This is a genomic window from Flavobacterium sp. (assembly GCF_024642105.1).
Classification (GTDB): domain Bacteria; phylum Bacteroidota; class Bacteroidia; order Flavobacteriales; family Flavobacteriaceae; genus Flavobacterium.
In genome coordinates this window covers 80,250-102,477 of record NZ_JAHEBT010000052.1, presented here as the reverse complement: position 1 = coordinate 102,477, position 22,228 = coordinate 80,250, and the positions used below count along the sequence as shown (strand labels likewise).

Here is a 22,228-nt window from a genome sequence, read left to right as displayed (position 1 = left end):
AATAATCATTTTGTATCTTTGGAGTCAATGAATATCACTTCTCAAATAAAACAACCGATTTTGATCGAAATGGAACTTTTTGAAAAAAAGTTCTACGAATCGATGTCTTCCAAAGTGGCGTTGTTGAACCGAATTACGTATTATATTGTCAACCGAAAAGGAAAACAAATGCGTCCGATGTTTGTATTCTTGACTGCCAAAATGGTTTCGGAAGGCAAAGTAAACGAGCGAACGTATCGTGGCGCCTGTGTGATTGAGCTAATACATACAGCAACTTTGGTTCATGATGATGTGGTAGATGATAGTAACCGTCGTCGCGGATTTTTCTCTTTGAATGCGCTTTGGAAAAATAAAATTGCCGTTTTAGTGGGCGATTATCTCCTTTCTAAAGGGTTGTTGCTTTCTATTGACAATGGCGATTTTGATTTACTTCGAATCATATCGGTTGCCGTTCGAGAAATGAGCGAAGGTGAACTACTTCAAATTGAGAAAGCCCGAAGATTAGACATTACTGAGGAAGTGTACTACGATATTATCCGCAAAAAAACAGCGACATTAATTGCGGCTTGTTGCGCTTTAGGAGCCCAATCAGTCATAGACGATGAAGTGCAAGTGAAGAACATGCATCGTTTTGGAGAATTGATAGGAATGGCATTCCAAATCAAAGACGACTTGTTTGATTATACCGACGATGCTATTGGAAAACCTACAGGAATTGATATCAAAGAGCAAAAAATGACTTTGCCTTTAATTCATGTTTTGAATACCTGTACGACGAAAGAAAAAAGTTGGTTAATCAACTCCATAAAGAACCACAATAAAGACAAAAAGTGTGTCAAAGAAGTGATTGCTTTTGTTAAGAATAATAATGGTTTGGCTTACGCCGAACAAAAAATGCTTCAATTCCAACAAGAAGCATTGCAGTTACTAGCACACTATCCTGATTCTCCATTCAAAGAGGCTTTAATTTTGATGGTTAATTACGTGATTCAAAGGAAGATATAGGGTTATTTCTGATTCTTTTGCTGTTTAAGGCGTATTAAATGGCTTTATAATTTATAATATTTGACGATTGATTTTAAAATATACTATAATTTTAAAAAAAAGCGAATAATTTAAAGATATTATAGTTAAATTCGTCACGTGAAAATTCAAAAACAAAAAATAGTATTAATTGAAGATGATGTGGCATTAGGAGACTCTATCCTAGAGCTATTGTTATTGAGTAATTTTGATGTTACTTGGTTTCAAGATAGTACCGCAGCACTTCAATATTTATATCAAAATATTCCAGATGTTATCATTAGTGATTTGATGATGCCTGATATGAATGGAGAGGAATTGTATCTCAACATTCGAAAAAACAGAAAATTCACAACAGTACCATTTATTATTATTACTGCTAATATAGATGATGAAGTTAAGTTACGCCAGCTGGAACACGGTGTAAATGATTATATCATGAAGCCATTTAAGGTTAAAGAATTAGTCTTTAAAGTCAATAATGTTTTAGAACTAAGAAAAAATATCGAAAAAAACTTCGGAATTGACCCTTTTTCAAAGGTTACGATTAAACTATCTGAAAAAGATTTCCTTACTTCTTTAAATGAGCTTCTTTTAAAAGGAATAAAGACAAGACCTGATTTAGATGAATTGTCTAAAAAATTATTTATTAGCAAGTCTACTTTAGATAAAAGGATTAGAAAACTTACTAATAAAAATATAAGCCAATACATTAGAGAGTTCAAAATTCAATATGCTATGAAATTGATTAATCTAGGTGAAAGAAACATTCAATTTTTAGTTGACGAAACCGGTTTTGGTTCTTTTTCTTATTTTTCTACAAGTTTTAAAGCGTACAGCCAAATGAGTCCTCGCGATTATATAAAATCGGTTCAGGTTGCACAATACAGTAAATAATTGTCTTCAAACCTGGGTATAATTTTTCTAAATTTTATATTTCATTTGGAATAGAAATTGACCTAAATACTAGGATTTTTCAACATCAATTTAATGTTTGTGAAAAAATTAAATTATTAGTATTTTTTTTTAAGTTATCCATTAAAACAAAATGAAATAAAAATAGTTGCCTTACTTTTGAAGTAAGATTTGGGATCTTTCTTACCGGGCAGCTTACTCAGAAGATTTATTGGGGGCAATGAATTTATGATTACAATTTAGTTAAGGTAGGCTGCTTTAGGTAAGATTCTATACACTACTCTCCCCAATACTAAATCATAAACAATAATCAATTGCTTTAAAAACTATTTTTTTAAATATGTTTTTCGACTATACGTTTTAATTCTTGAAACGAGAATGGTTTTTTGATGTAATCTTTTGCACCTAAGTCTTTCCCGATTACTTCATCAACTTCTTCGGTTTTTGCAGTTAATAATACAACAGGTATAGTAGCTTGTTCTGATGCGAGGTGTTTTTTTAAGAATCCGTATCCATCTAATTTAGGCATCATTACATCACAAATAATTAAATCAGGAGTGTGTAATTGTACTTTGTCTAATCCGTCTAATCCATCTTGCGCTTCTACTATTTGATATCCAATAAAAGAAAATAGCTCAACAATGGCTTCTCTTAGTTTGATTTCATCATCAATAATTAATACTTTTTTCATAGAATTAAGATTTTAATAAGGGAAAGAGAAGTGTTACTGTAGTCCCTTTTCCAAGTTCACTGGTTACTTGTATAGTTCCAGAGTTTCTTTCGGTAAAAGTTTTTACTATATAAAGACCTAATCCAGTTCCTTGAATTCCTTCAGTATTACTCGCTCTAAAGAAAGTGTTGAATAATTTCGGAATATCTTTTTCGGGTATTCCAATGCCGAAATCGATGATTTGAATTTCGATTTCATGGTTTCTTGATGTTAGGTTCAGCATTATGTCGCCTGAACCTTCAGAGTACTTAAAGGCGTTATTTAATAGATTGAATAGTGAATACTCCATTAAATTTTTGTCGGCAAAAACAGTGAAATTGTTTCCTTCAAAAACAGTCTGCACTTTACGGCCTCCAATTTGGTGTGAATAACTGGTTTCTATCACATCCAAACAAATTTGTTTTAAGTCAAATATAATAGGATTGAAATTTGTTTTGCCAGCATCGTCTTTCGAAATAGTAAGTACGGCATTCATTAGCTCTACTATTCGGTCAATTTCTTCCGTTATTGTGTTAATTCTTTTTTGTAACTGTGTCGAATGGACAAAATTATGCCCTTCAATATACATTTCGATTAGCTCGGCACTGGTTCTAATAGTAGTCATAGGAGTTCTGAACTCGTGTGAAATGGTAGAAACTAAATTGGTTCTTAACTCGTTCAACTCACGTTCTTGTGCTAACGCTTTTTTCATAGCATATTGCACTTCTTTTTGCTGCGTAATGTTGCGTGCACTAGTTTGAAAACTGATTGGGTTTCCATTTTCTTTAACTATTGTAGCTTTAATTTCGAACCAAACATAGTCTCCTTTTTTATTTCTAAATCGAGCTTCTACATGTGCATTTTCGTCTTCTTCTTCTGTAATGAAACTCACAAAACTATTTTGTATTAATTCTAGATCTTTGGGATGAACAAAGTTCATGGGTAATTCTCCGATAAGTTCTTCTGGAGTATATCCCATAAGTTTTACGATAGAAGGTGAAATATATTCAAAGCTAGTGTCTAAGTTATGTAAACAGACTAAATCTACTGTATTGTCTGCTAATAGGCGATACATGTTTTTAGCTTCGTTGATCTGAATATTTTTGTTTCGATTGTTTTCTTCGATTAATAAACGGTTTTGTTCTTCTACATTTTTTGTTTCTGTAATGTCTTGCATCGCTCCAATCATGCGTATAGCTTCACCGTCTTTATTTCGTATGATAATCGCTTTGTCACTCACGTAGGCATAACTTCCATTTGATTTCAGATAACGGTATTCGCCTGCCCATTTGGTAGCGTTGCTTTCTAAAGTTTCGTCAAAATGTTTAAAATAATTTTCTCTGTCATCGGGATGGATAAAGTTTTCACATGCTGCAGCAGTAATTGTATTATTTTTAAATTGGTGGCCAAAAAGAGCAGAATAGGTTTCACCAACAAAAATTTCATCAGTTAACATATTCCAATCCCAAAGCGCATCGGAAGTGGCTTGGCTAGCATAGCTAAATCGTTCATTACTGATTTTTAAAGCAGCTTCTGCCTTTTTTTGAGCAGTTATATCTACTCCAAAACCCACCATCATTTCTAATACGCCAAATGCATTGAATACAGGGGCAAATTTGCGGGTATAAAAGGCTGTTGTATTATCATTTTTTGTAATCTCATCAATCCATTCAATGACAGAATTTGTTTTTGCAGCTGCTGTAAATCGATTCCTTCGTTCTTCTGCAAATAAAGGATCTCTTTTTGTATGTTTAGCATATTCAAAATCATCTTTCCCGATGATATAGTTACGAAGTTCTTCGTTTTGAATGGCTGCAGGATTAACATATAGGTACTTGTGGTTTTGATCAAAAACAGCGACTTCAGTGGGTAAAAAATCTAATATTTTTTTATACAATTCTCTTTGCTCTAATTCAAAATTTTGAGCGTGTAATTGATATAGAGTTTGAATTTGATTTACAATATTAGTAGCTATTTTTAATTCAATTGGTGTTACTTTTTTTGAATTTGAATCCCAAAAACAAAGTGTTCCGTTTGTAATTTCATTTCCAAACGAAATTGGAATGCCTAAATTAAAATTAGCATCGTATCCTTCTTGAGTTTTATGTTCTAGAATAACTTTAGTATTTAATAATTGATGTGCTTCGGCAGAAAAGAGGATGTTATTTCCTGTTTTTGCAATTATTGTTGTGTTGTTATTTTCTACATACGATAGAACAACAACTGGTATGTTGCAAATTTCAGCAGCCAATGAAAGAATAGAAAGGCATTCTTCTTGAAATTTTTTCGAACTAATTATGGATGGAATAGTTACGCTATTTAAGGGCATAGGTTTTAAGTATTTGGGATTAATTTGCAGTAGTAGATTGCAATTACGATTCGGGACGTCAAGGCAAACAACCATTATTGGTATAAAAATAAAATTTTATTGGTAAATATTTCTTTTTTGAGTGTATAAATTTAAAACTTAATTGATTTTCCATTTTTAGGACTCCAAAATTCATTTTGTATTCTGAATAAATCGAGCTGAAACTTTGTATATTTGTCACTTTCCTACTAAATAAATGATTTCAAAAGCTACCATAGATACCGTATACGAAACTGCTCGAGTTGAGGAGGTTATTGGTGATTTTGTACAATTAAAACGCGCGGGTAGTAATTATAAAGGGTTAAGTCCCTTTTCTGACGAACGTTCACCATCATTTATGGTTTCGCCAGTGAAACAAATTTGGAAAGATTTTAGCTCGGGAAAAGGGGGTAACTCGGTAGCTTTCTTGATGGAACACGAGCATTTCACCTATCCTGAGGCGATTCGCTATTTAGCTAAAAAATACAATATTGAAATAGAAGAAACCGAGCAAACTGACGAAGAAAAAGCGAATACAGACATTAAAGAAAGTATGTATTTGGTTTCGGAATTTGCCAAAAACTATTTTCACAATATCCTATTACATTCTGAAGAAGGAAAAGCGATTGGTCTTTCTTATTTTAAAGAAAGAGGTTTTACTAATGAAACTATTACCAAGTTTGCTTTGGGGTATTCCCCTGAAACTTGGGATGCTTTTACCAAAGAAGCTTTAGGGAAAGGCTATAAATTAGAATTTTTAGAAAGCACCGGATTAACTATTCCTAAAGAAGATAGGCCTTTTGACCGTTTTAAAGGTCGTGTAATGTTTCCGATACAAAGTATGTCGGGACGTATTTTAGGTTTTGGTGGGCGAATTCTAACGAATGACAAAAAAGCGGCCAAATACCTGAACTCTCCAGAAAGTGAAATTTACCATAAAAGTAAAGTACTATACGGAATTTTTCAGGCGAAACAATCCATTGCAAAATTGAATAATTGTTATTTGGTCGAAGGATATACGGATGTAATTCAGTTCAATCAAGCGGGGATTGAAAATGTAGTGGCTTCTTCGGGAACTGCTTTGACACCAGATCAGATTCGGTTAATTAATCGATTGACTAAAAATATTACCGTTCTTTTTGACGGAGATGCTGCCGGACTTCGTGCGTCTATTCGAGGGATTGATTTGATTCTTGAAGAAGGAATGAACGTAAAAGTATGTGCATTTCCTGACGGAGAAGATCCGGATAGTTTTGCTAAGAAAACATCGTACGATGATTTGGTAGCCTATCTCGAAAATAATGCTAAGGATTTTATCCAATTCAAAGCCTCGCTTTTGATGAAAGATGCTCAAAATGATCCTATCAAAAAAGCCGATTTGATTCGAGAAATGGTGCAAAGTATTTCTAAAATTCCAGATCGAATTCAACGAGAAATTTATATTCAGGAATGTTCCCGAATTATGGATATTTCAGAACAAGTTTTGGTAAGTACGTTGGCACAACTCGTTCAAAAAGACATTGCCGAAGTTGGAAAAAAACAAAAGCAAGAACAAAAAGCATTTGAAATTGTAAAAAATGAAGCGCCTGTTCAAGCTCAAAAAATTGATATTTTATACCATCTGGAGCGAAAAATTATTGAGATTTTATTGCTTTATGGAAATAAGGTTGAAGAGTTTGAAGATGTGCTTTTGAAAACTAATGGGGAAGGAGAAATTGAGCAAGTAGTTGAAAAGAAAGAATACAAAGTGTACCAACGCATTTATTTGAGTTTGCAAGAAGACGAAGTAGAATTAGCCAATCCTTTGTTTCGAGCTATTTTTAATGACTTGATTAATTATTATTTGCAAAATGAAGATTTTGGTATCGAAAATTATTTGAAGCATTTACCCGATCAATTTGCTCAAGAAGTCACCGATATTTTGATGGAAGACGAACGAGTTACGCTTCATAAATGGGATGATCAAAATATTTTTGTAAAACAAAAATCCGAAACAGTAAGTCAGCATACTTCAGAAATAATTATTTCAATGCGAGAGTATTTAATCAATAAGCTGATTTTGGATTTGATGAGTGAGTTTGTAGAAAAACCAGATTCAGACCAAGAAGAATTAAAAATATTGATTAACGATTACAACAAGCTAAAAGTTAATCTAACAGGAACCATAGGTAGAATTCGTTCTACTTATATATAAAAAAAATGAAAGCTGATGGCTTTCATTTTTTTATACTTAATTGTAACTAAACAATTTCCAGTGTTTTGGCTTTGTTTACCAAGTCAACTAAATTAGTTACATTCAATTTAGTTAGTAATCTTAATTTGTAAGTACTGATTGTTTTTTCGTTCAATTTAAGAATATCGGCAATTTCGTGGTTCTTTTTGCCGTCACTTAAATAACGTAAAACTTCTACTTCGCGATTAGATAATTTGCGATACAATCGTTCACTTTTACTCTGTTTTGCAATCAAAGCAAGGTTTTTCTTCACGGTTTCATTCATGATGATTTTTCCTTGTTGTACTTTGATGATGGCTTCTGCCAAAGTTCCTAGTTTTTCAGTTTTATGTACAAACCCTGAAGCTCCTGCTTTTATGGCATTTGGCGCATAAATTTGTTCAGAAAGATTACTGTAAATAATTACTTTTGTTTTTGGAAACTCTTTTAGAATTGATTTAACTTCAAAAATACTTGTAAGCCCTTCTAATTCTAGGTCTAGTAATAAAACGTCAATCTCTTTGGTTTGTAGGATTTCGTTTAGCATGGAAAAATTTCCAATATTCGCTACTATGGAAATATCCGAGTGATCTTTGAAGTATGATTTTACTCCAAAGTGTACTACAGGATAATTGTCGGCGACACATACCTTAATCATAATGTTGTTTTTAGAATTGTTATTTGTTTTGGAGTAGTAAAATTAATAAATAAATTCTGTAAACAATTGCAAATCAGTTAAAATGTGTTATTTTAACGATTGAGGTAAGATACAAACAGGTATTGGCTGCATTTTGTGCTGATTTACAGTATTTAAACGTTTGTATATCTCAAAAACAGTTTTCTCTCTACCTGAGAAAGAATTAGCGGATTTTCCTACTTCATCTTGTCGCATAGCCCATTCCAATTCGTCATAACTGGCGCCTAGTTGATCTTCATCGGTTCTTTCATCTCCAAATAAACCATCAGTAGGAGAAGCGGTCAATATTGATTCTGGCACTTTTAAATAAGCGCCTAAGGCAAAAACATCCGATTTCATTAAATCGGCAATAGGACTTAAATCCACCCCACCATCACCATATTTAGTATAAAAACCTACACCAAAATCTTCTACTTTATTACCAGTGCCAGCTACTAATAAACCATAGATTCCTCCATAATAATATAGAGTTGTCATTCGGATTCGCGCGCGCGTATTGGCTAGAGTTAGGTGTAGTTGATGTTCTTCGGTATCGCTTGGAAGTACCTCTTTGAATGTTTCAAAAACGGTGGTTAAATTAGATTCGGCTTCAGAAACATTAGGAAATCGTTGCATTAATTGGTCAATATGCTCTTTTCCTCTATTTACTTGACATTCTGATTGATGGATAGGCATTTGTACACAAACTACTTTTAATCCTGTTTGTGCGCAGAGGGTTGAAGTAACGGCTGAGTCAACTCCGCCAGAAATTCCCACAACAAAACCATTTACTTTTGCGTTAGTAGCATAGGTTTTTAACCAATCAACAATAAACTCATTTGCCTTTTCGACTTGAAGCGTACTTTTTTTCGACATAATAATTTAGGTATTAAAAAGCAGGAATGTATATTTGCAGAACCATTTTGAAATCCATCTGTTTTCCTGATACTTTGGAAACAAATTTAATTAATAAATGTGAAATCGCGAGTAACTAATTGTTTTTTACTAAAAAAATAGACCAAGCGGATTCTAATACAAAAGTTAAAAATTAATTTTTCATACATGAGAGTATATTTGTTTTCAATTGTCTTTTGTTTCTTTTTTTTGTCTTGCGATAAAAAAACTGCTGTAGAAAAAGCAGTAGAAGAAATCCCTATGGACATTAAAGTAGAACGATTTGATAAAGTGTTTTTTGAGTCTAAACCAGAAGATTTGCAAAAAATAAAGAAGCAATACCCTTTTTTCTTTCCGGCAGGAGTTCCAGATAGCGTTTGGACAAATAAAATTCAAAATCCACTTTGGCGTGAATTGTATGGGGAAGTTCAAAAAAAATATAGTGATATTGAACCCGTTCGTTCAGAGCTAATGACCTTATTTAAGCACATTAAACACTATTTTCCAAAAACAAAAACACCTAAAGCTATTACTGTAATCGCTGAAATGGATTACAATAATAAAGTTATTTATGCAGATAGTTTGGTGATTATTTCTTTGGAATTGTATTTGGGAAAAGAACATAAGTTTTACGAATTTCCTAAGTATATCAAACAAAATTTTGAACAAAGACAGATGATGCCCGATGTGGTTTCAAGTTTTGCAGCAAGTAAGATTAATTTTGGAAAAGATAAAACGTTATTAAATCAGATGATTTATTACGGAAAACAATTGTATCTAAAAGACCTATTGCTGCCTGAGTATACCGATGCTGAAAAAATGGGGTATACTCCAAAAGAAATTAATTGGTGTCAGGAAAATGAAGCGTATATTTGGCGGTATTTTTTAGAGAATGATTTGTTGTATAGTGACGAACCAAAATTAAGTTCGCGATTTATTGCTCCAGCTCCGTTTTCTAAATTTTATTTAGAAATAGATAATGAATCCCCTGGGCAAGTAGGAGCCTGGATAGGTTGGCAAATAGTTCGTTCGTATGCGGAAAACAACGATATTCCTCTTGCCGATGTATTAAAAATGAATGCTAAAGAATTGTTTGAAAAATCAAAATATAAACCAAAGAAATAATGTCAGATTCTATCACATCAGAAATTAAATTTGAAATTGAATTAGATCCTAATCGTGTTCCCGAAAAATTATTTTGGACGGCAGCCGATGGTGGTGTAACAAAAGAAGAAGCAAAAGCATTCATGTTGTCTATTTGGGATAGCAAAGCAAAAGAAACGATGCGTATCGATTTGTGGACTAAAGACATGCCAGTTGATGAAATGAAGATTTTCTTTCATCAAACTTTAGTAGCAATGTCTGATACTTTCAAACGTGCTACTGACGACGAAAAAATGGCCGCAACAATGAAAGACTTTTGCGACTACTTTGCCGAAAAATTGGAGTTGACTAAATAAATCTACAATTTTCAGTAATAAAAAAGCCAAAACGATTCGTTTTGGCTTTTTTATTTTTTATCAAAGATTTAAAATCCGTTTTGGTTTTTAAAAACCTCTTGATTGACTTCGTCTATATAGTTTAATAGTTCTTCTTTTCCGGTAGCTTCTGTGGAAGAAGTTACAAAATACTGAGGCATCTCTGCCCAATTGTTAGCAAACATCTTTTTTCGATATGCGGCAATATGTGAGTCTATTTTGACTTTACTGATTTTATCTGCTTTGGTAAAAATAATGCAAAACGGAATTTCACTTTCTCCCATATACGACATAAATTCTAGATCAATTGTTTGCGCTTCATGGCGAATATCAATCAATACAAAAGCACACACTAATTGCTCTCTCGTTTCAAAATAATCCGTTATGAATTGCTGGAAAATAGATTTAGTTTTCTTAGAAACTTTGGCATAACCATAACCAGGTAAATCCACTAAAAACCAGTTTTTATTAATCAAAAAGTGGTTGATTAATTGTGTTTTTCCAGGTCTTCCAGAAGTTTTTGCTAAACTTTTATGATTAGTTAACATATTGATAAGCGAAGACTTACCTACGTTTGAACGGCCAATAAAGGCATATTCAGGTAAAAAGTCCTTAGGGCACTTATCTACTTGTGAGTTGCTAATAATAAATTCAGCAGTTGTAATTTTCATAGTTATATATTGACAGATTTAAGAAACCGGCTTGTATACAGTAGTAAACCATTCTTCTAATATTCTGTTGAACTCGTCTGGATGTTCCATCATAGCGGCATGGCCACATTTGTCAATCCAATATAAAGTAGAATTAGGCAATAATTTGTCAAATTCTTCTGCTACTTCTGGTGGTGTTACTTTGTCATTGCGCCCCCAAATGATACAGGTTTGTACTTTCATTTTTGGTAGGTCTTTTGCCATGTTATGGCGAATGGCACTTTTGGCAATGGTTAACGTCTTAATTAATTTAATGCGATCGTTTACAGAAGCATATACCTCGTCCACAAGTTCGGGAGTAGCTACTTTAGGATCGTAAAAAACGTCTTCTGCTTTTTTCTTGATGTACTCGTAGTCGCCTCTTTTTGGGTAACTATCGCCCATAGCACTTTCGTACAGTCCAGAACTTCCTGTGATTACTAGTCCCGCTACTTTTTCTGGGTACATTTTAGTATGATACAAAGCAATATGACCACCTAATGAGTTTCCTAATAAAATGACGTTGTCCAATCCTTTGAATGTAATAAAATCCTTGACGTATTTGGCAAATGCTTTTACGTTGGTTTTTAAAATATTCTGAGTATAAATAGGTAAATCCGGAATGATTATTTTATAACCTTTGGTAGAAAAGTAATTAGCAACTCCATCAAAATTGCTTAAACCGCCCATTAATCCGTGTAGAATAACGATTGGAGTTCCTTCTCCTGCTTCAAAATAACTGTATTTACCTTCTTTTTTATAGTGTTGTTCCATTTTTTCGGATCCCTATTTTTCAATTTCGACAAATATAGGATTTAATACATAAAAATTAATTTTTGAAAACGTTTTTTAATACAATATGCATTTTTCTCTTTAAAAAAGTCGCTTTTGGTTATGTAGTCCTTATTAAGTCTTCAACAATTTTATAAACAAGAAGAATTGATGCTAATGCTCTGATTGTACAAAAATTAAGGGTTTTAGTGGTTAAGTGGGGAAACTTATTAACAAAGTGGTATATTGTGGTAAAATGTGGTAAAATATTTTATATTTTTGCTTAATATCATTTAAATAAAATTTCTTGAATACAATAGTTGGGACATACGAATGTAAAGTGGATGCAAAAGGAAGGGTTTTGATGCCTTCTCCTTTGAAAAAGCAATTGGCTTCCTCGTTGCAAGAAGGTTTTGTATTGAAACGTTCTGTTTTTCAACCTTGTTTGGAATTGTATCCAATGCAAGAATGGAATGGAATGATGCAGAAGATCAATAAGTTGAACCGTTTTGTTAAAAAGAACAATGACTTTATTCGTCGTTTTACTGCGGGGGTTAAAGTGGTTGAAATTGATGCTTTAGGAAGATTGCTAGTGCCTAAAGATTTAGTTGGTTTTGCTAGTATTTCAAAAGATGTAGTTTTTTCTTCGGCAGTCAATATTGTTGAAATCTGGGATAAAGAGTTGTATGAAAAATCAATAAACGGTGAGGATATTGATTTCGCTGATTTGGCAGAGGATGTAATGGGTAATGTAAATGACGACGAGAATGGAATATCATAATCCTGTTTTGCTTCACGAATCGGTGGATGGTTTGAATATTAAACCGGATGGGATTTATGTTGATGTTACTTTTGGTGGAGGAGGTCATTCCAGAGAAATCTTGCGCAGGCTGGGGTCAAATGGTAAATTGTTTGCTTTTGATCAAGATGAAGATGCTTTGATAAATGCCTTACAAGATGATCGTTTTGTTCTTATTAATGAGAATTTCAGATTTATCAAACGCTTTTTGCGTTTTCATAATGTTAAAGAGGTTGATGGGGTTCTGGGTGACTTGGGGGTTTCTTCTCATCAATTTGATGTAGCTGAAAGAGGATTTTCAACTCGATTCGATGCGGAGTTGGATATGAGAATGAGTCAAAAGAATGATTTGAGTGCTTACCGAGTGGTGAATGAATACGATGAAGACAATTTACGCAGGGTTTTCTTGGATTATGGAGAGTTAAAAAATGCACCTGCTATTGCAAGGGTGATTTTGGAAGCAAGAGAAAAAGCTCCAATTCGCAATACGGAACAGTTAAAACAAGTGTTAAGTCGTTTTTTACCGGCGCATAAAAGCCATAAAATTTTGGCTCAAATGTATCAGGCAATTCGAATAGAAGTCAACCAAGAAATGGATGTTTTGAAGGAATTTTTAGAACAATCATTGGAAATATTGAAACCAGGAGGGCGATTGAGTATTATCTCGTATCATTCACTTGAAGATAGATTGGTAAAACGGTTTATTAAAAACGGAATGTTTGAAGGAGAGCCAGAACGTGATTTTTTCGGAAATTTTTCGGTTCCATTTAAAACGATTGGAAAATTAATTGTCCCGAATAACGAGCAGATTAAAGAGAATAATAGAGCGAGAAGTGCCAAGTTGCGAATTGCTGAAAAAATATAATTAGTTCAAATGAAAAAAGGAGTGTATGGCATATTAAAAGCGCGATTTCTACTTGACGAAGATGCAATTAAAAATTGGCGTTTTATTGTGTTTATTATCCTGCTAGCGATTGTTATGATTGCTAACACACAAAGTTACGAGCAAAAGGTTTTTAGAATTGCAGAGCTAACGAATGAGGTAAAAGAGTTGCGTTCAGAATTTGTAGATAGACGTTCAGAACTAATGAAATTAAAAATGGAGTCTACTGTAGCTCAAAAAATGGAAGCAAGACAATTAAAACCATCTACGGTTCCTCCAGTCAAAATAAAAGTAAAGAAAGAAGAAGAAAAAGGATTTTTCAATAAATTATGGCAGTAGACGATAAAAATATCTCGTATAGAATTTATCTTGTGGCTTTCGCAATGTTTGTCATGGCGTGTGCTATTGTTGTAAAGTTGACCAATATACAGTGGGTAGAAGGAACTCATTACAGAAAGTTAGCGAAAGAAAGAACGGTTCAAAACTTCACTATTCATGCTAATAAAGGAAATATTTATTCGGCTGACGGAAGTCTATTAGCTACCTCTATTCCAAATTATGAAATTCGTTTTGATGCGGTAGTTCCAAAAACAGAATTATTCCAAAGAGCGGTGGACTCATTGGCAGATTCTTTGGCTTATCTTTTAGGGAAGCCTTCTCATTTTTATGAAAATGAATTAAGAAAAGCTAGAGCTAAAAAGAACAGGTACTTTTTAATAGCTCGAAATTTGAGTTATACCGATTATGTTAAAATTAAAGGTTTCCCTTTGTTCAAAGAAGGGGCTAATAAAGGAGGTATTATTGTAGGTCAGAAAACAGTTAGAGAATATCCAATTGGTAAAATTGCCGAAAGAACTATTGGTTATGAGAGAGTTAAACCTGACGGTACTCCTGATGGAAAAGGGATTGAATGGGCGTACAGAAAGTATTTGAATGGTAAAGACGGTAAGATTTTAAAACAAAAAATCGCTAAAGGGCAATGGAAGCCTATTCGAGACCTTAATGAAGTGGATCCAATAGACGGTTATGATGTAATTTCTACTATTGATGTGTTCATTCAAGATATTGCACATCATGCTTTATTGAAACAATTAGAAGAGTACGAGGCTGAACATGGTTGCGTTGTGGTAATGGAAACTAAAACAGGTCGTATTAAAGCGATTTCTAATCTAGGAAGAGCTACAGATGGGACGTATTATGAAACTCAAAATTACGCTATTACTGAAGCTCATGATCCTGGATCTACATTTAAACTAGTTGATTTAATGGCTGTTTTGGAAGATAAAGTGGCTGATACAAGTACTGTTTTTGATGCTAATGGTGGACTAATTAGAATATATGGAAAACCAGTTGAAGATTCACACCATGGTTTAGGAAGGGTTTCTTTAGGGCATGGATTTGAAGTTTCGTCAAATACGGTAATGGTTCAATCGGTTTATAATAATTACAAAAACAATCCTTCAAAATTTATTAAACATATTGAGGATTGGGGCTTGGATAAAAAAATCGGATTAGAATTAAAAGGAGAAGCATCTCCAATAATCCCAAAACCAGGACAAGCGGGTTGGTCTAAAATTTCACTCCCATGGATGGCGTTTGGATATGGGATTAATATTACTCCTATGCAAACCTTGACCTACTATAATTCAGTTGCAAATAATGGGGTGATGGTAAAACCACAATTAGTTTCTGAAATCAAAAAATGGAATACTACAATTAAAAAAATTGAACCTCAAGTAATCAATCCTAGAGTTTGTTCGCCAGAGACATTGAAAAAAGTTCGCGCAATATTAGAAAATGTAGTAAAAAGAGGAACTGCAAAATCCTTATATACTAAAGAATTTCCAATGGCAGGAAAAACTGGAACTGCACAAATGAATTACGGAAACAAATCAGGCTCTGGAATGTACTATGCGTCTTCATTTGTTGGTTATTTTCCTGCAAATAAACCACAATATACCTGTATAGTTATGGTGCATAGGCCCAATACTGCTCATAATAATTATTATGGTGCAGACGTGGCGGGACCGGTATTTAAACGTATTGCTCAAAAAATATTTACAGATGCGCCATCTACCAACGAGATTAGAAAAATAGATAAGAAAATTTCAAAACAAGAGTTGGATTATGCTGCTTATTACAATCAATCTCAAAAGAAACAAAACTTAATTCCAAATGTAAAAGGAATGTCGGGAATGGATGCAGTAGCCTTATTGGAAAATTTGGGGATTAGAGTGAAAATAAAAGGGTTTGGTAAGGTTAAAAAACAATCCCTTCAAGCCGGTCAGAATATAGCAAAGAACACAACCATAGTATTAGAATTATCGTGAGCATCCTGAAAGACATATTATATAAAGTAGCTATCGAGGCAGTAAAAGGTTCGACGGAAATTGCTATTGGTAAAATCGATTTTGATTCCAGAAAAATGGAACAAAATGATGTTTTTGTAGCCATTCGAGGTACTATTTCTGATGGTCATGATTTTATTGCGAAAGCAATCGAATTGGGAGCTACTGCCATAGTTTGTGATACACTTCCAGAAACGATTGTTGAGGGAATTACTTATATACAGGTAAAAGATACCAATACAGCTTTGGCAATTATGGCAGCCAATTATTTTGATAACCCGTCACAAAAATTACAATTGGTTGGAGTAACGGGAACTAATGGTAAGACTACAATTGCTTCTTTATTGTATCAATTGTATAAAAAAGCGGGATACAAAGTAGGCTTACTTTCTACCGTAAAAATTATGGTGGATGAGGTCGAATACAAAGCCACACATACTACGCCGGATTCTATTACCATTAATCATTATTTGGCTGAAATGTTTGATGCTGGAGTGGAGTACTGTTTTATGGAAGTGAGTTCGCATGGAATTCATCAAAAACGTACAGAAGCCTTGCATTTTGTTGGAGGGGTGTTTACCAATTTGTCGCACGACCATTTGGACTACCACGCTACGTTTGCGGAATATAGAGATGTTAAAAAATCATTTTTTGATCATTTGCCAAAAACAGCTTTTGCTTTATCCAACATAGACGATAAAAACGGACCTGTTTTATTACAAAATACAGTAGCTAAAAAATGTACGTATGCTCTGAAATCGTATGCGGATTATAAAGCGCAAATTTTAGAGAGTCAGTTGTCTGGTTTGTTATTGAAGATTAATGGGAATGAGGTTTGGGTAAAATTGATAGGGACTTTTAATGCGTATAATTTATTAGCTATCTACGGAACGGCAATTGAATTAGGAATGGAAAGTTTAGAAGCCCTTCGCTTATTATCGGAGTTAGAAAGTGTTTCAGGACGTTTTCAATACATTGTTTCGGCTGCGAATATCACAGCAATTGTCGATTATGCACATACGCCAGATGCTTTGGAGAATGTGTTGAAAACGATTAATGATATCCGTACCAAAAACGAACAATTGATAACCGTTGTGGGCTGTGGAGGAAATCGAGATAAAGCGAAACGTCCAGTAATGGGAGGTATCGCATCAGACTTGAGCGATAAAGCAATTTTGACTTCGGACAATCCTAGAAATGAGGATGCAGAAGTAATTATTAGCGAAATGGAACAAGGAGTTGCACCGCAAAATTTTAAAAGAATTTTATCGATTACCGATAGAAAACAAGCGATTAAAACTGCTTGTCAATTGGCTCAGCCTAATGATATTATTTTAATCGCTGGGAAAGGCCATGAAACGTACCAAGAAATCAATGGTGTCCGCCATGATTTTGACGATATGAAAATTGTAAAAGAACTATTAGAACAACTCCATAAATAGAAGATTATGCTGTATTACTTATTTGAATATTTAGACAAAACTTTAAATGTATCAGGAGCGGGAGTTTTCCAATACATTACGTTTAGATCAGGCCTAGCTTTTATTTTGTCGTTACTATTGTCTACTATTTACGGGAAAAGAATTATTAATTTTTTGCGCAATCAACAAGTAGGTGAAACGGTTCGTGAATTAGGTTTGGCAGGACAAAATGAAAAAGCAGGAACGCCAACTATGGGTGGTTTGATTATCATTTTTGCTACTTTATTGCCTGTTGTATTGTTTGCCAAATTGCATAACATTTATATCGTATTGCTCATTGTGACCACTTTGTGGATGGGAACGATTGGTTTTATTGACGATTATATCAAAATTTTCAAGAAAGACAAACAAGGTTTAAAAGGTATTTTCAAAGTAATTGGTCAAGTAGGTTTAGGACTAATTGTGGGTTCAGTACTTTATTTTAGCCCAGCAGTTACAGTACGTGAAAATGTGGGGGATTCCCCTGTGATTAAACAAACAACTGAAAATGTAATTGCTCAAGCACCTATAGAAGTAAAATCAACTGCTACAACCATTCCGTTTTTTAAGAATAATGAATTTGATTATGCCGAAGTATTGGCTTGGACTGGCGAAGGTTATCAAAATTGGGCTTGGCTAATCTTTATTCCGGTAGTAATTTTTATTATTACGGCAGTGTCTAACGGTGCGAATCTTACAGATGGTATTGACGGATTGGCAGCAGGAACTTCAGCGGTATCTGTTTTGGCTTTAGGGATTTTCACCTTCCTTTCTGGAAACATCATTTTCTCGAATTATTTGAACATTATGTACATCCCAAATTCAGGGGAAATGACGGTATTTATTTCTGCTTTTGTTGGGGCATTGATTGGGTTTCTTTGGTACAATTCCTATCCGGCATCCGTTTTTATGGGAGATACAGGAAGTTTAACTATTGGAGGAATCATAGCAGTATTGGCCATTGCAGTTCGTAAAGAAATGCTAATCCCTTTGTTATGTGGAATTTTCTTAGCCGAGAATCTATCGGTTGTGATTCAAGTAGCTTATTTCAAATACACCAAGAAACGTTTTGGCGAAGGCCGAAGAATATTTTTGATGTCGCCTTTGCATCACCATTATCAGAAAAAAGGGTATCACGAAAGTAAGATTGTTACCCGATTTTGGATTGTAGCAATTATGTTGGCCATTTTGTCCATTGTGACTTTAAAACTACGATAGATGAGATTAGTTGTTTTAGGAGGAGGCGAAAGCGGAGTGGGGACAGCCATTCTGGGAAAGAAAAAAGGATATGAAGTTTTTGTGTCCGATTTTGGAAAGATAAAAGAAAATTACAAAGAAGTTCTTAATCATAATGCAATAGCTTGGGAAGAGGAAACGCATACAGAATCTTTGATTTTGAATGCCGATGTGGTGATGAAAAGCCCTGGAATTCCGGATAAATCACCCATAGTGAAAAAGCTAATCGAAAAAGGAATCAAGGTAATTTCAGAAATTGAGTTTGCCGCTCCTTTTACCAAAGCGGTTACGATAGGAATTACAGGAAGTAACGGTAAAACAACTACTACGATGTTGACCTATCATTTGCTCAAATCAGCAGGATTGAATGTAGGATTGGGAGGAAACATCGGAAAAAGTTTTGCTTGGCAGGTAGCCGATAATGATTTTGATTCCTATGTCTTAGAGTTGAGTAGTTTTCAATTGGACGGAATTATTAATTACAAGCCGCACATCGCCATCATAACGAATATTAGTCCAGATCATTTGGATCGTTACGATTACAAGTATGAAAATTACATCGATTCCAAGTTTAGAATCACAATGAATCAAACCGAAGAAGATTATTTGATTTATGATGCCGAAGACGAAGCTATAGCCAATTGGTTAACAAAGAATATAACAAAAGCAAAATTAATTCCTTTTTCATTGAACCAAGTTGTCACTGAAGGGGCCTTTATAAAAAATAATAAAATGGAAGTAAAGATGATGAATCACGAAGAATTTTCAATGGAAACAGAATCAATTGCATTAGAAGGAAAGCACAATATGAAGAATGCTATGGCGGCAACTTCTGTGGCCAAATTAATGCAAATTAGAAACGCAACCATTAGAGAAAGCTTGTCTAATTTCCAAGGTGTAGAACACCGTTTAGAAAAAGTTTTGAAAATCCAGAATGTGCAATACATCAACGATTCTAAAGCCACTAATGTGAATGCTTCTTTCTTTGCTTTGGATAGTATGACTACGCCAACAGTTTGGATTGTTGGGGGTGTTGATAAAGGAAATGATTACAACGAATTGATGTCTTTGGTTCACGAAAAAGTAAAAGGAATTATCTGTCTTGGTGTGGATAATAAAAAAATCATTGATGCTTTTGGGAATGTAGTTGATGTAATGATAGAAGTGGACAATATGACTGACGCAGTTCGTATGGCACAACGCATGACCGAAAAAGGAGATACTGTTTTATTGTCGCCAGCTTGTGCAAGTTTCGATTTATTTGAAAACTACGAAGACAGAGGAAGACAATTCAAACAAGCAGTGTATAATTTATAAAAGTACAGCTAACAATTAGACTTTAGGCGATATGAAAATGAAACAGCTATTAAGCAATCTAAAAGGAGATAAGGTAATTTGGTCGTTCTTGGCTTTATTGGCTTTGTTTTCCTTTATGCCTGTTTTTAGCGCCAGTACTAATTTAGCTTTTGGTCGTGGTGGAGATGGAAATACGTTAGGCTATTTAGTAAAACATTTGGCGCATTTAGGAATGGGTTTCATGATTATTTACTTAGTTCACAAAGTGCCGTTTCACTATTTTAGAGTTATTTCCCGAATCGGATTGCCTTTTGTTTGGGGACTGTTAGCGCTCACCCTTTTTAAAGGAACACATATTGGAGGAGCTAATGCTAGTCGTTGGTTGCAAGTGCCGTTCATCGGAATTTCATTCCAAACTTCGTCTATTGCCTCCATCATATTGTATATTTATGTAGCGCGTTATTTGTCCAAATCCAGAGAAACACCAATAACATTTCAGGCTTCTTTATTAGAACTGTGGCTCCCTGTATTTATTACATTGGCTTTAATATTACCAGCCAACTTTTCAACTACCGCCTTGATGTTTGCTATGGTGGTGATGGTGGCTTTCATTGGTAAATACCAACTAAAATATATCGGTTTTATTATTGGAATGGCAATAATAGGTTTAGCAATTTTCTACGTATTAGCAAAAACATTTCCGGATTCAAAATTCTTTAGTAGGGTAGATACATGGATTAGTAGAATTGAGAATTTCAGTTCAGATAAACCCGGCGAAGATGAATATCAAATTAATGCGGCAAAAACCGCAATTGCATCTGGGAATCTTACAGGAGTAGGTCCTGGAAAAAGCGTACAAAGACACTTTTTACCCCAGTCTTCTTCCGATTTTATTTTCGCCATTATTATTGAAGAATATGGACTGATAGGAGGGCTTGGAGTTTTAGGCTTGTATCTTTTATTACTCTTCCGATTTGTAATTGCAGCACATAAAGCCAATACCCTCTTTGGAAAACTCGTCGTCATTAGTTTAGGGTTTCCATTGATATTTCAGGCCTTAATTAATATGGCAGTGGCAGTGGATTTATTACCAGTTACAGGACAAACTTTACCTCTGATAAGTAGTGGAGGTAGTTCCATTTGGATGACTTGTTTTGCACTTGGAATTATTATCAATGTGACCAAGAAAGAAGAAGAAATCGAACAAGAACAAAAAGAAGCTGCCAAACGTGAGGAAGCACTTCAAAAATTAATAGACCAACAATTAGAAGCAGACGAACAGCATACAGAAACAGGCAATTACTCCATTCAAGATAGTTCAAGAAATCCGATGGATGCCGTTATAAATAAATAGCAAATTTACCATGAGAACATATAAATTCATATTAAGCGGAGGAGGAACAGGAGGGCATATTTATCCAGCAATTGCTATCGCTAATGAATTGAAATCTCGTTTTCCTGATGCTGACATTCTTTTCGTTGGTGCGCAGGATAAAATGGAAATGCAAAAAGTGCCTCAGGCAGGGTATCCAATAAAAGGACTTTGGATTGCAGGCTTGCAAAGACGACTGACTTTTGACAATGCGTTGTTCCCAGTAAAACTATTGAGCAGTTTGTTGAAATCAAGACAAATTATAAAACAATTCAAACCAGATGTGGTAATTGGTACAGGAGGTTTTGCGAGCGGCCCTTTATTGCAAATGGCCAATAGTGCAGGCATACCTACTGTAATCCAAGAGCAAAATTCCTATCCAGGAATTACTAATAAATTATTGAGCAAAAAAGCGAATGCAATTTGTGTTGCTTACGAAAAATTAGAGCGCTTTTTTCCTAAAGAGAAAATTGTTTTAACAGGCAATCCGGTGCGTCAAGACTTGATTGCAATTGATGGTAAAAGAGCCGAAGGAATATCCCATTTTAATTTAGACCCCAATAAAAAGACCATTTTAATTTTGGGTGGAAGCTTGGGTGCGCGTCGCGTGAATCAGTTGATTGAAAAAGAATTGGAATTTTTCGCTTCGCAAAAAGTACAATTGCTTTGGCAATGCGGAAAATTGTATTTTGAAGAGTACCAAAAATACAATTCAGAAAACGTACAAGTGATGGCGTTTATTGAACGAATGGATTTGGTTTATGCTGCGGCAGATATTGTGATTTCGAGAGCGGGAGCTTCTTCTGTTTCGGAATTGTGCATTGTGGGTAAACCGGTGATTTTTATTCCGTCTCCTAATGTAGCTGAAGACCATCAAACTAAAAATGCTCAATCAGTTGCCGATAAAAATGGGGCTATTTTGATACGCGAAAGCGAGTTGGATACTACTTTTGAATCGACTTTTTCGGATTTAGTTGCCAATGAAAGTAAGCAAGATGAATTGAGTCGAAACATCAAAAACTTGGCGTTGCCAAATGCAACCAAAGCCATTGTAGAAGAGATACTAAAACTAATAAAATAACAATTTCAATTTCAAAAATCAATGATAAAAGTTGAGTTT

The 22,228-nt window shown here is 34.3% G+C and carries 20 protein-coding genes; 14 read left to right on the top strand and 6 right to left on the bottom strand.

Annotated elements, in window-relative coordinates:
* Nucleotides 1-27: 27 nt before the first annotated feature.
* Nucleotides 28-1,005, top strand: a complete 978-nt coding sequence (locus tag Q0L65_RS06020) for a polyprenyl synthetase family protein (protein ID WP_296684457.1) — start codon at nt 28-30, stop codon at nt 1,003-1,005.
* Nucleotides 1,006-1,143: 138 nt separating this feature from the next.
* Nucleotides 1,144-1,920: a response regulator gene (locus tag Q0L65_RS06015; protein WP_296684455.1), complete on the top strand. Its 777-nt coding sequence runs from the start codon at nt 1,144-1,146 to the stop codon at nt 1,918-1,920.
* Between the two features lie 352 nt (nt 1,921-2,272).
* On the opposite strand, the gene Q0L65_RS06010 is transcribed toward Q0L65_RS06015, so the two are convergent.
* Nucleotides 2,273-2,629, bottom strand: coding sequence for a response regulator (locus Q0L65_RS06010; RefSeq protein ID WP_296684453.1), 357 nt, complete (start codon nt 2,627-2,629; stop codon nt 2,273-2,275).
* 4 nt (nt 2,630-2,633) lie between these two features.
* The gene (locus Q0L65_RS06005; RefSeq protein WP_296684452.1) at nt 2,634-4,976 is read right to left on the bottom strand and encodes a PAS domain-containing sensor histidine kinase; all 2,343 of its coding nucleotides are present in this window, start codon (nt 4,974-4,976) and stop codon (nt 2,634-2,636) included.
* A gap of 235 nt (nt 4,977-5,211) precedes the next feature.
* On the opposite strand from Q0L65_RS06005, the gene dnaG reads away from it, so the two are divergent.
* Entirely contained in the window at nt 5,212-7,188 is a 1,977-nt protein-coding gene (dnaG, locus tag Q0L65_RS06000; RefSeq protein ID WP_296684450.1) for a DNA primase, read from the top strand.
* Nucleotides 7,189-7,234: 46 nt separating this feature from the next.
* Here the strand turns inward: dnaG and Q0L65_RS05995 are convergent, their stop codons facing one another.
* Nucleotides 7,235-7,864, bottom strand: coding sequence for a response regulator transcription factor (locus tag Q0L65_RS05995; RefSeq protein ID WP_296684449.1), 630 nt, complete (start codon nt 7,862-7,864; stop codon nt 7,235-7,237).
* Between the two features lie 87 nt (nt 7,865-7,951).
* A complete protein-coding gene (gene nadE, locus Q0L65_RS05990) occupies nt 7,952-8,758 on the bottom strand; it encodes an NAD(+) synthase (RefSeq protein ID WP_296684446.1) in 807 nt (268 codons plus the stop codon).
* A 186-nt stretch (nt 8,759-8,944) separates the two neighbouring features.
* Here nadE and gldB point away from each other — a divergent pair, with 186 nt between their 5' ends.
* Together gldB and gldC are read left to right on the top strand one after the other, a co-directional pair.
* The gene (gldB, locus tag Q0L65_RS05985) at nt 8,945-9,901 is read left to right on the top strand and encodes a gliding motility lipoprotein GldB (RefSeq protein WP_296684445.1); all 957 of its coding nucleotides are present in this window, start codon (nt 8,945-8,947) and stop codon (nt 9,899-9,901) included.
* Nucleotides 9,901-10,236 (top strand): gliding motility protein GldC, encoded by a 336-nt coding sequence (gldC, locus tag Q0L65_RS05980; RefSeq protein ID WP_296684443.1) that lies wholly within the window; start codon nt 9,901-9,903, stop codon nt 10,234-10,236. Before gldB ends, gldC begins: the two co-directional genes overlap by 1 nt.
* A 68-nt stretch (nt 10,237-10,304) precedes the next feature.
* On the opposite strand, the gene yihA is transcribed toward gldC, so the two are convergent.
* Nucleotides 10,305-10,925, bottom strand: a complete 621-nt coding sequence (gene yihA / locus Q0L65_RS05975) for a ribosome biogenesis GTP-binding protein YihA/YsxC (RefSeq protein WP_296684441.1) — start codon at nt 10,923-10,925, stop codon at nt 10,305-10,307.
* A gap of 18 nt (nt 10,926-10,943) precedes the next feature.
* Entirely contained in the window at nt 10,944-11,717 is a 774-nt protein-coding gene (locus Q0L65_RS05970) for an alpha/beta hydrolase (RefSeq protein ID WP_296684439.1), read from the bottom strand.
* 304 nt (nt 11,718-12,021) lie between these two features.
* Between Q0L65_RS05970 and mraZ the strand changes: the two genes are divergently transcribed.
* From mraZ to murG, 9 genes are read left to right on the top strand one after another with little or no spacing between them, the layout of a single operon-like run.
* A complete protein-coding gene (gene mraZ, locus Q0L65_RS05965) occupies nt 12,022-12,495 on the top strand; it encodes a division/cell wall cluster transcriptional repressor MraZ (protein WP_296684437.1) in 474 nt (157 codons plus the stop codon).
* Nucleotides 12,470-13,378, top strand: a complete 909-nt coding sequence (gene rsmH / locus Q0L65_RS05960) for a 16S rRNA (cytosine(1402)-N(4))-methyltransferase RsmH (protein ID WP_296684435.1) — start codon at nt 12,470-12,472, stop codon at nt 13,376-13,378. Before mraZ ends, rsmH begins: the two co-directional genes overlap by 26 nt.
* A gap of 9 nt (nt 13,379-13,387) precedes the next feature.
* Nucleotides 13,388-13,735: an FtsL-like putative cell division protein gene (locus Q0L65_RS05955; protein WP_296684433.1), complete on the top strand. Its 348-nt coding sequence runs from the start codon at nt 13,388-13,390 to the stop codon at nt 13,733-13,735.
* Nucleotides 13,726-15,726: a penicillin-binding protein gene (locus Q0L65_RS05950; RefSeq protein WP_296684431.1), complete on the top strand. Its 2,001-nt coding sequence runs from the start codon at nt 13,726-13,728 to the stop codon at nt 15,724-15,726. The genes Q0L65_RS05955 and Q0L65_RS05950 overlap by 10 nt, the downstream gene beginning before the upstream one ends.
* The gene (locus Q0L65_RS05945) at nt 15,723-17,186 is read left to right on the top strand and encodes a UDP-N-acetylmuramoyl-L-alanyl-D-glutamate--2,6-diaminopimelate ligase (RefSeq protein ID WP_296684430.1); all 1,464 of its coding nucleotides are present in this window, start codon (nt 15,723-15,725) and stop codon (nt 17,184-17,186) included. Before Q0L65_RS05950 ends, Q0L65_RS05945 begins: the two co-directional genes overlap by 4 nt.
* Nucleotides 17,187-17,192: 6 nt before the next feature.
* Complete coding sequence (gene mraY / locus Q0L65_RS05940) at nt 17,193-18,422, top strand: phospho-N-acetylmuramoyl-pentapeptide-transferase (protein ID WP_296684428.1); 1,230 nt, start codon at nt 17,193-17,195, stop codon at nt 18,420-18,422.
* Complete coding sequence (murD, locus tag Q0L65_RS05935) at nt 18,423-19,757, top strand: UDP-N-acetylmuramoyl-L-alanine--D-glutamate ligase (RefSeq protein WP_296684426.1); 1,335 nt, start codon at nt 18,423-18,425, stop codon at nt 19,755-19,757.
* 37 nt (nt 19,758-19,794) lie between these two features.
* Entirely contained in the window at nt 19,795-21,090 is a 1,296-nt protein-coding gene (locus Q0L65_RS05930; protein ID WP_296684424.1) for an FtsW/RodA/SpoVE family cell cycle protein, read from the top strand.
* Between the two features lie 10 nt (nt 21,091-21,100).
* Nucleotides 21,101-22,189, top strand: coding sequence for an undecaprenyldiphospho-muramoylpentapeptide beta-N-acetylglucosaminyltransferase (murG, locus tag Q0L65_RS05925; protein ID WP_296684423.1), 1,089 nt, complete (start codon nt 21,101-21,103; stop codon nt 22,187-22,189).
* The last annotated feature ends 39 nt before the right edge of the window (nt 22,190-22,228 follow it).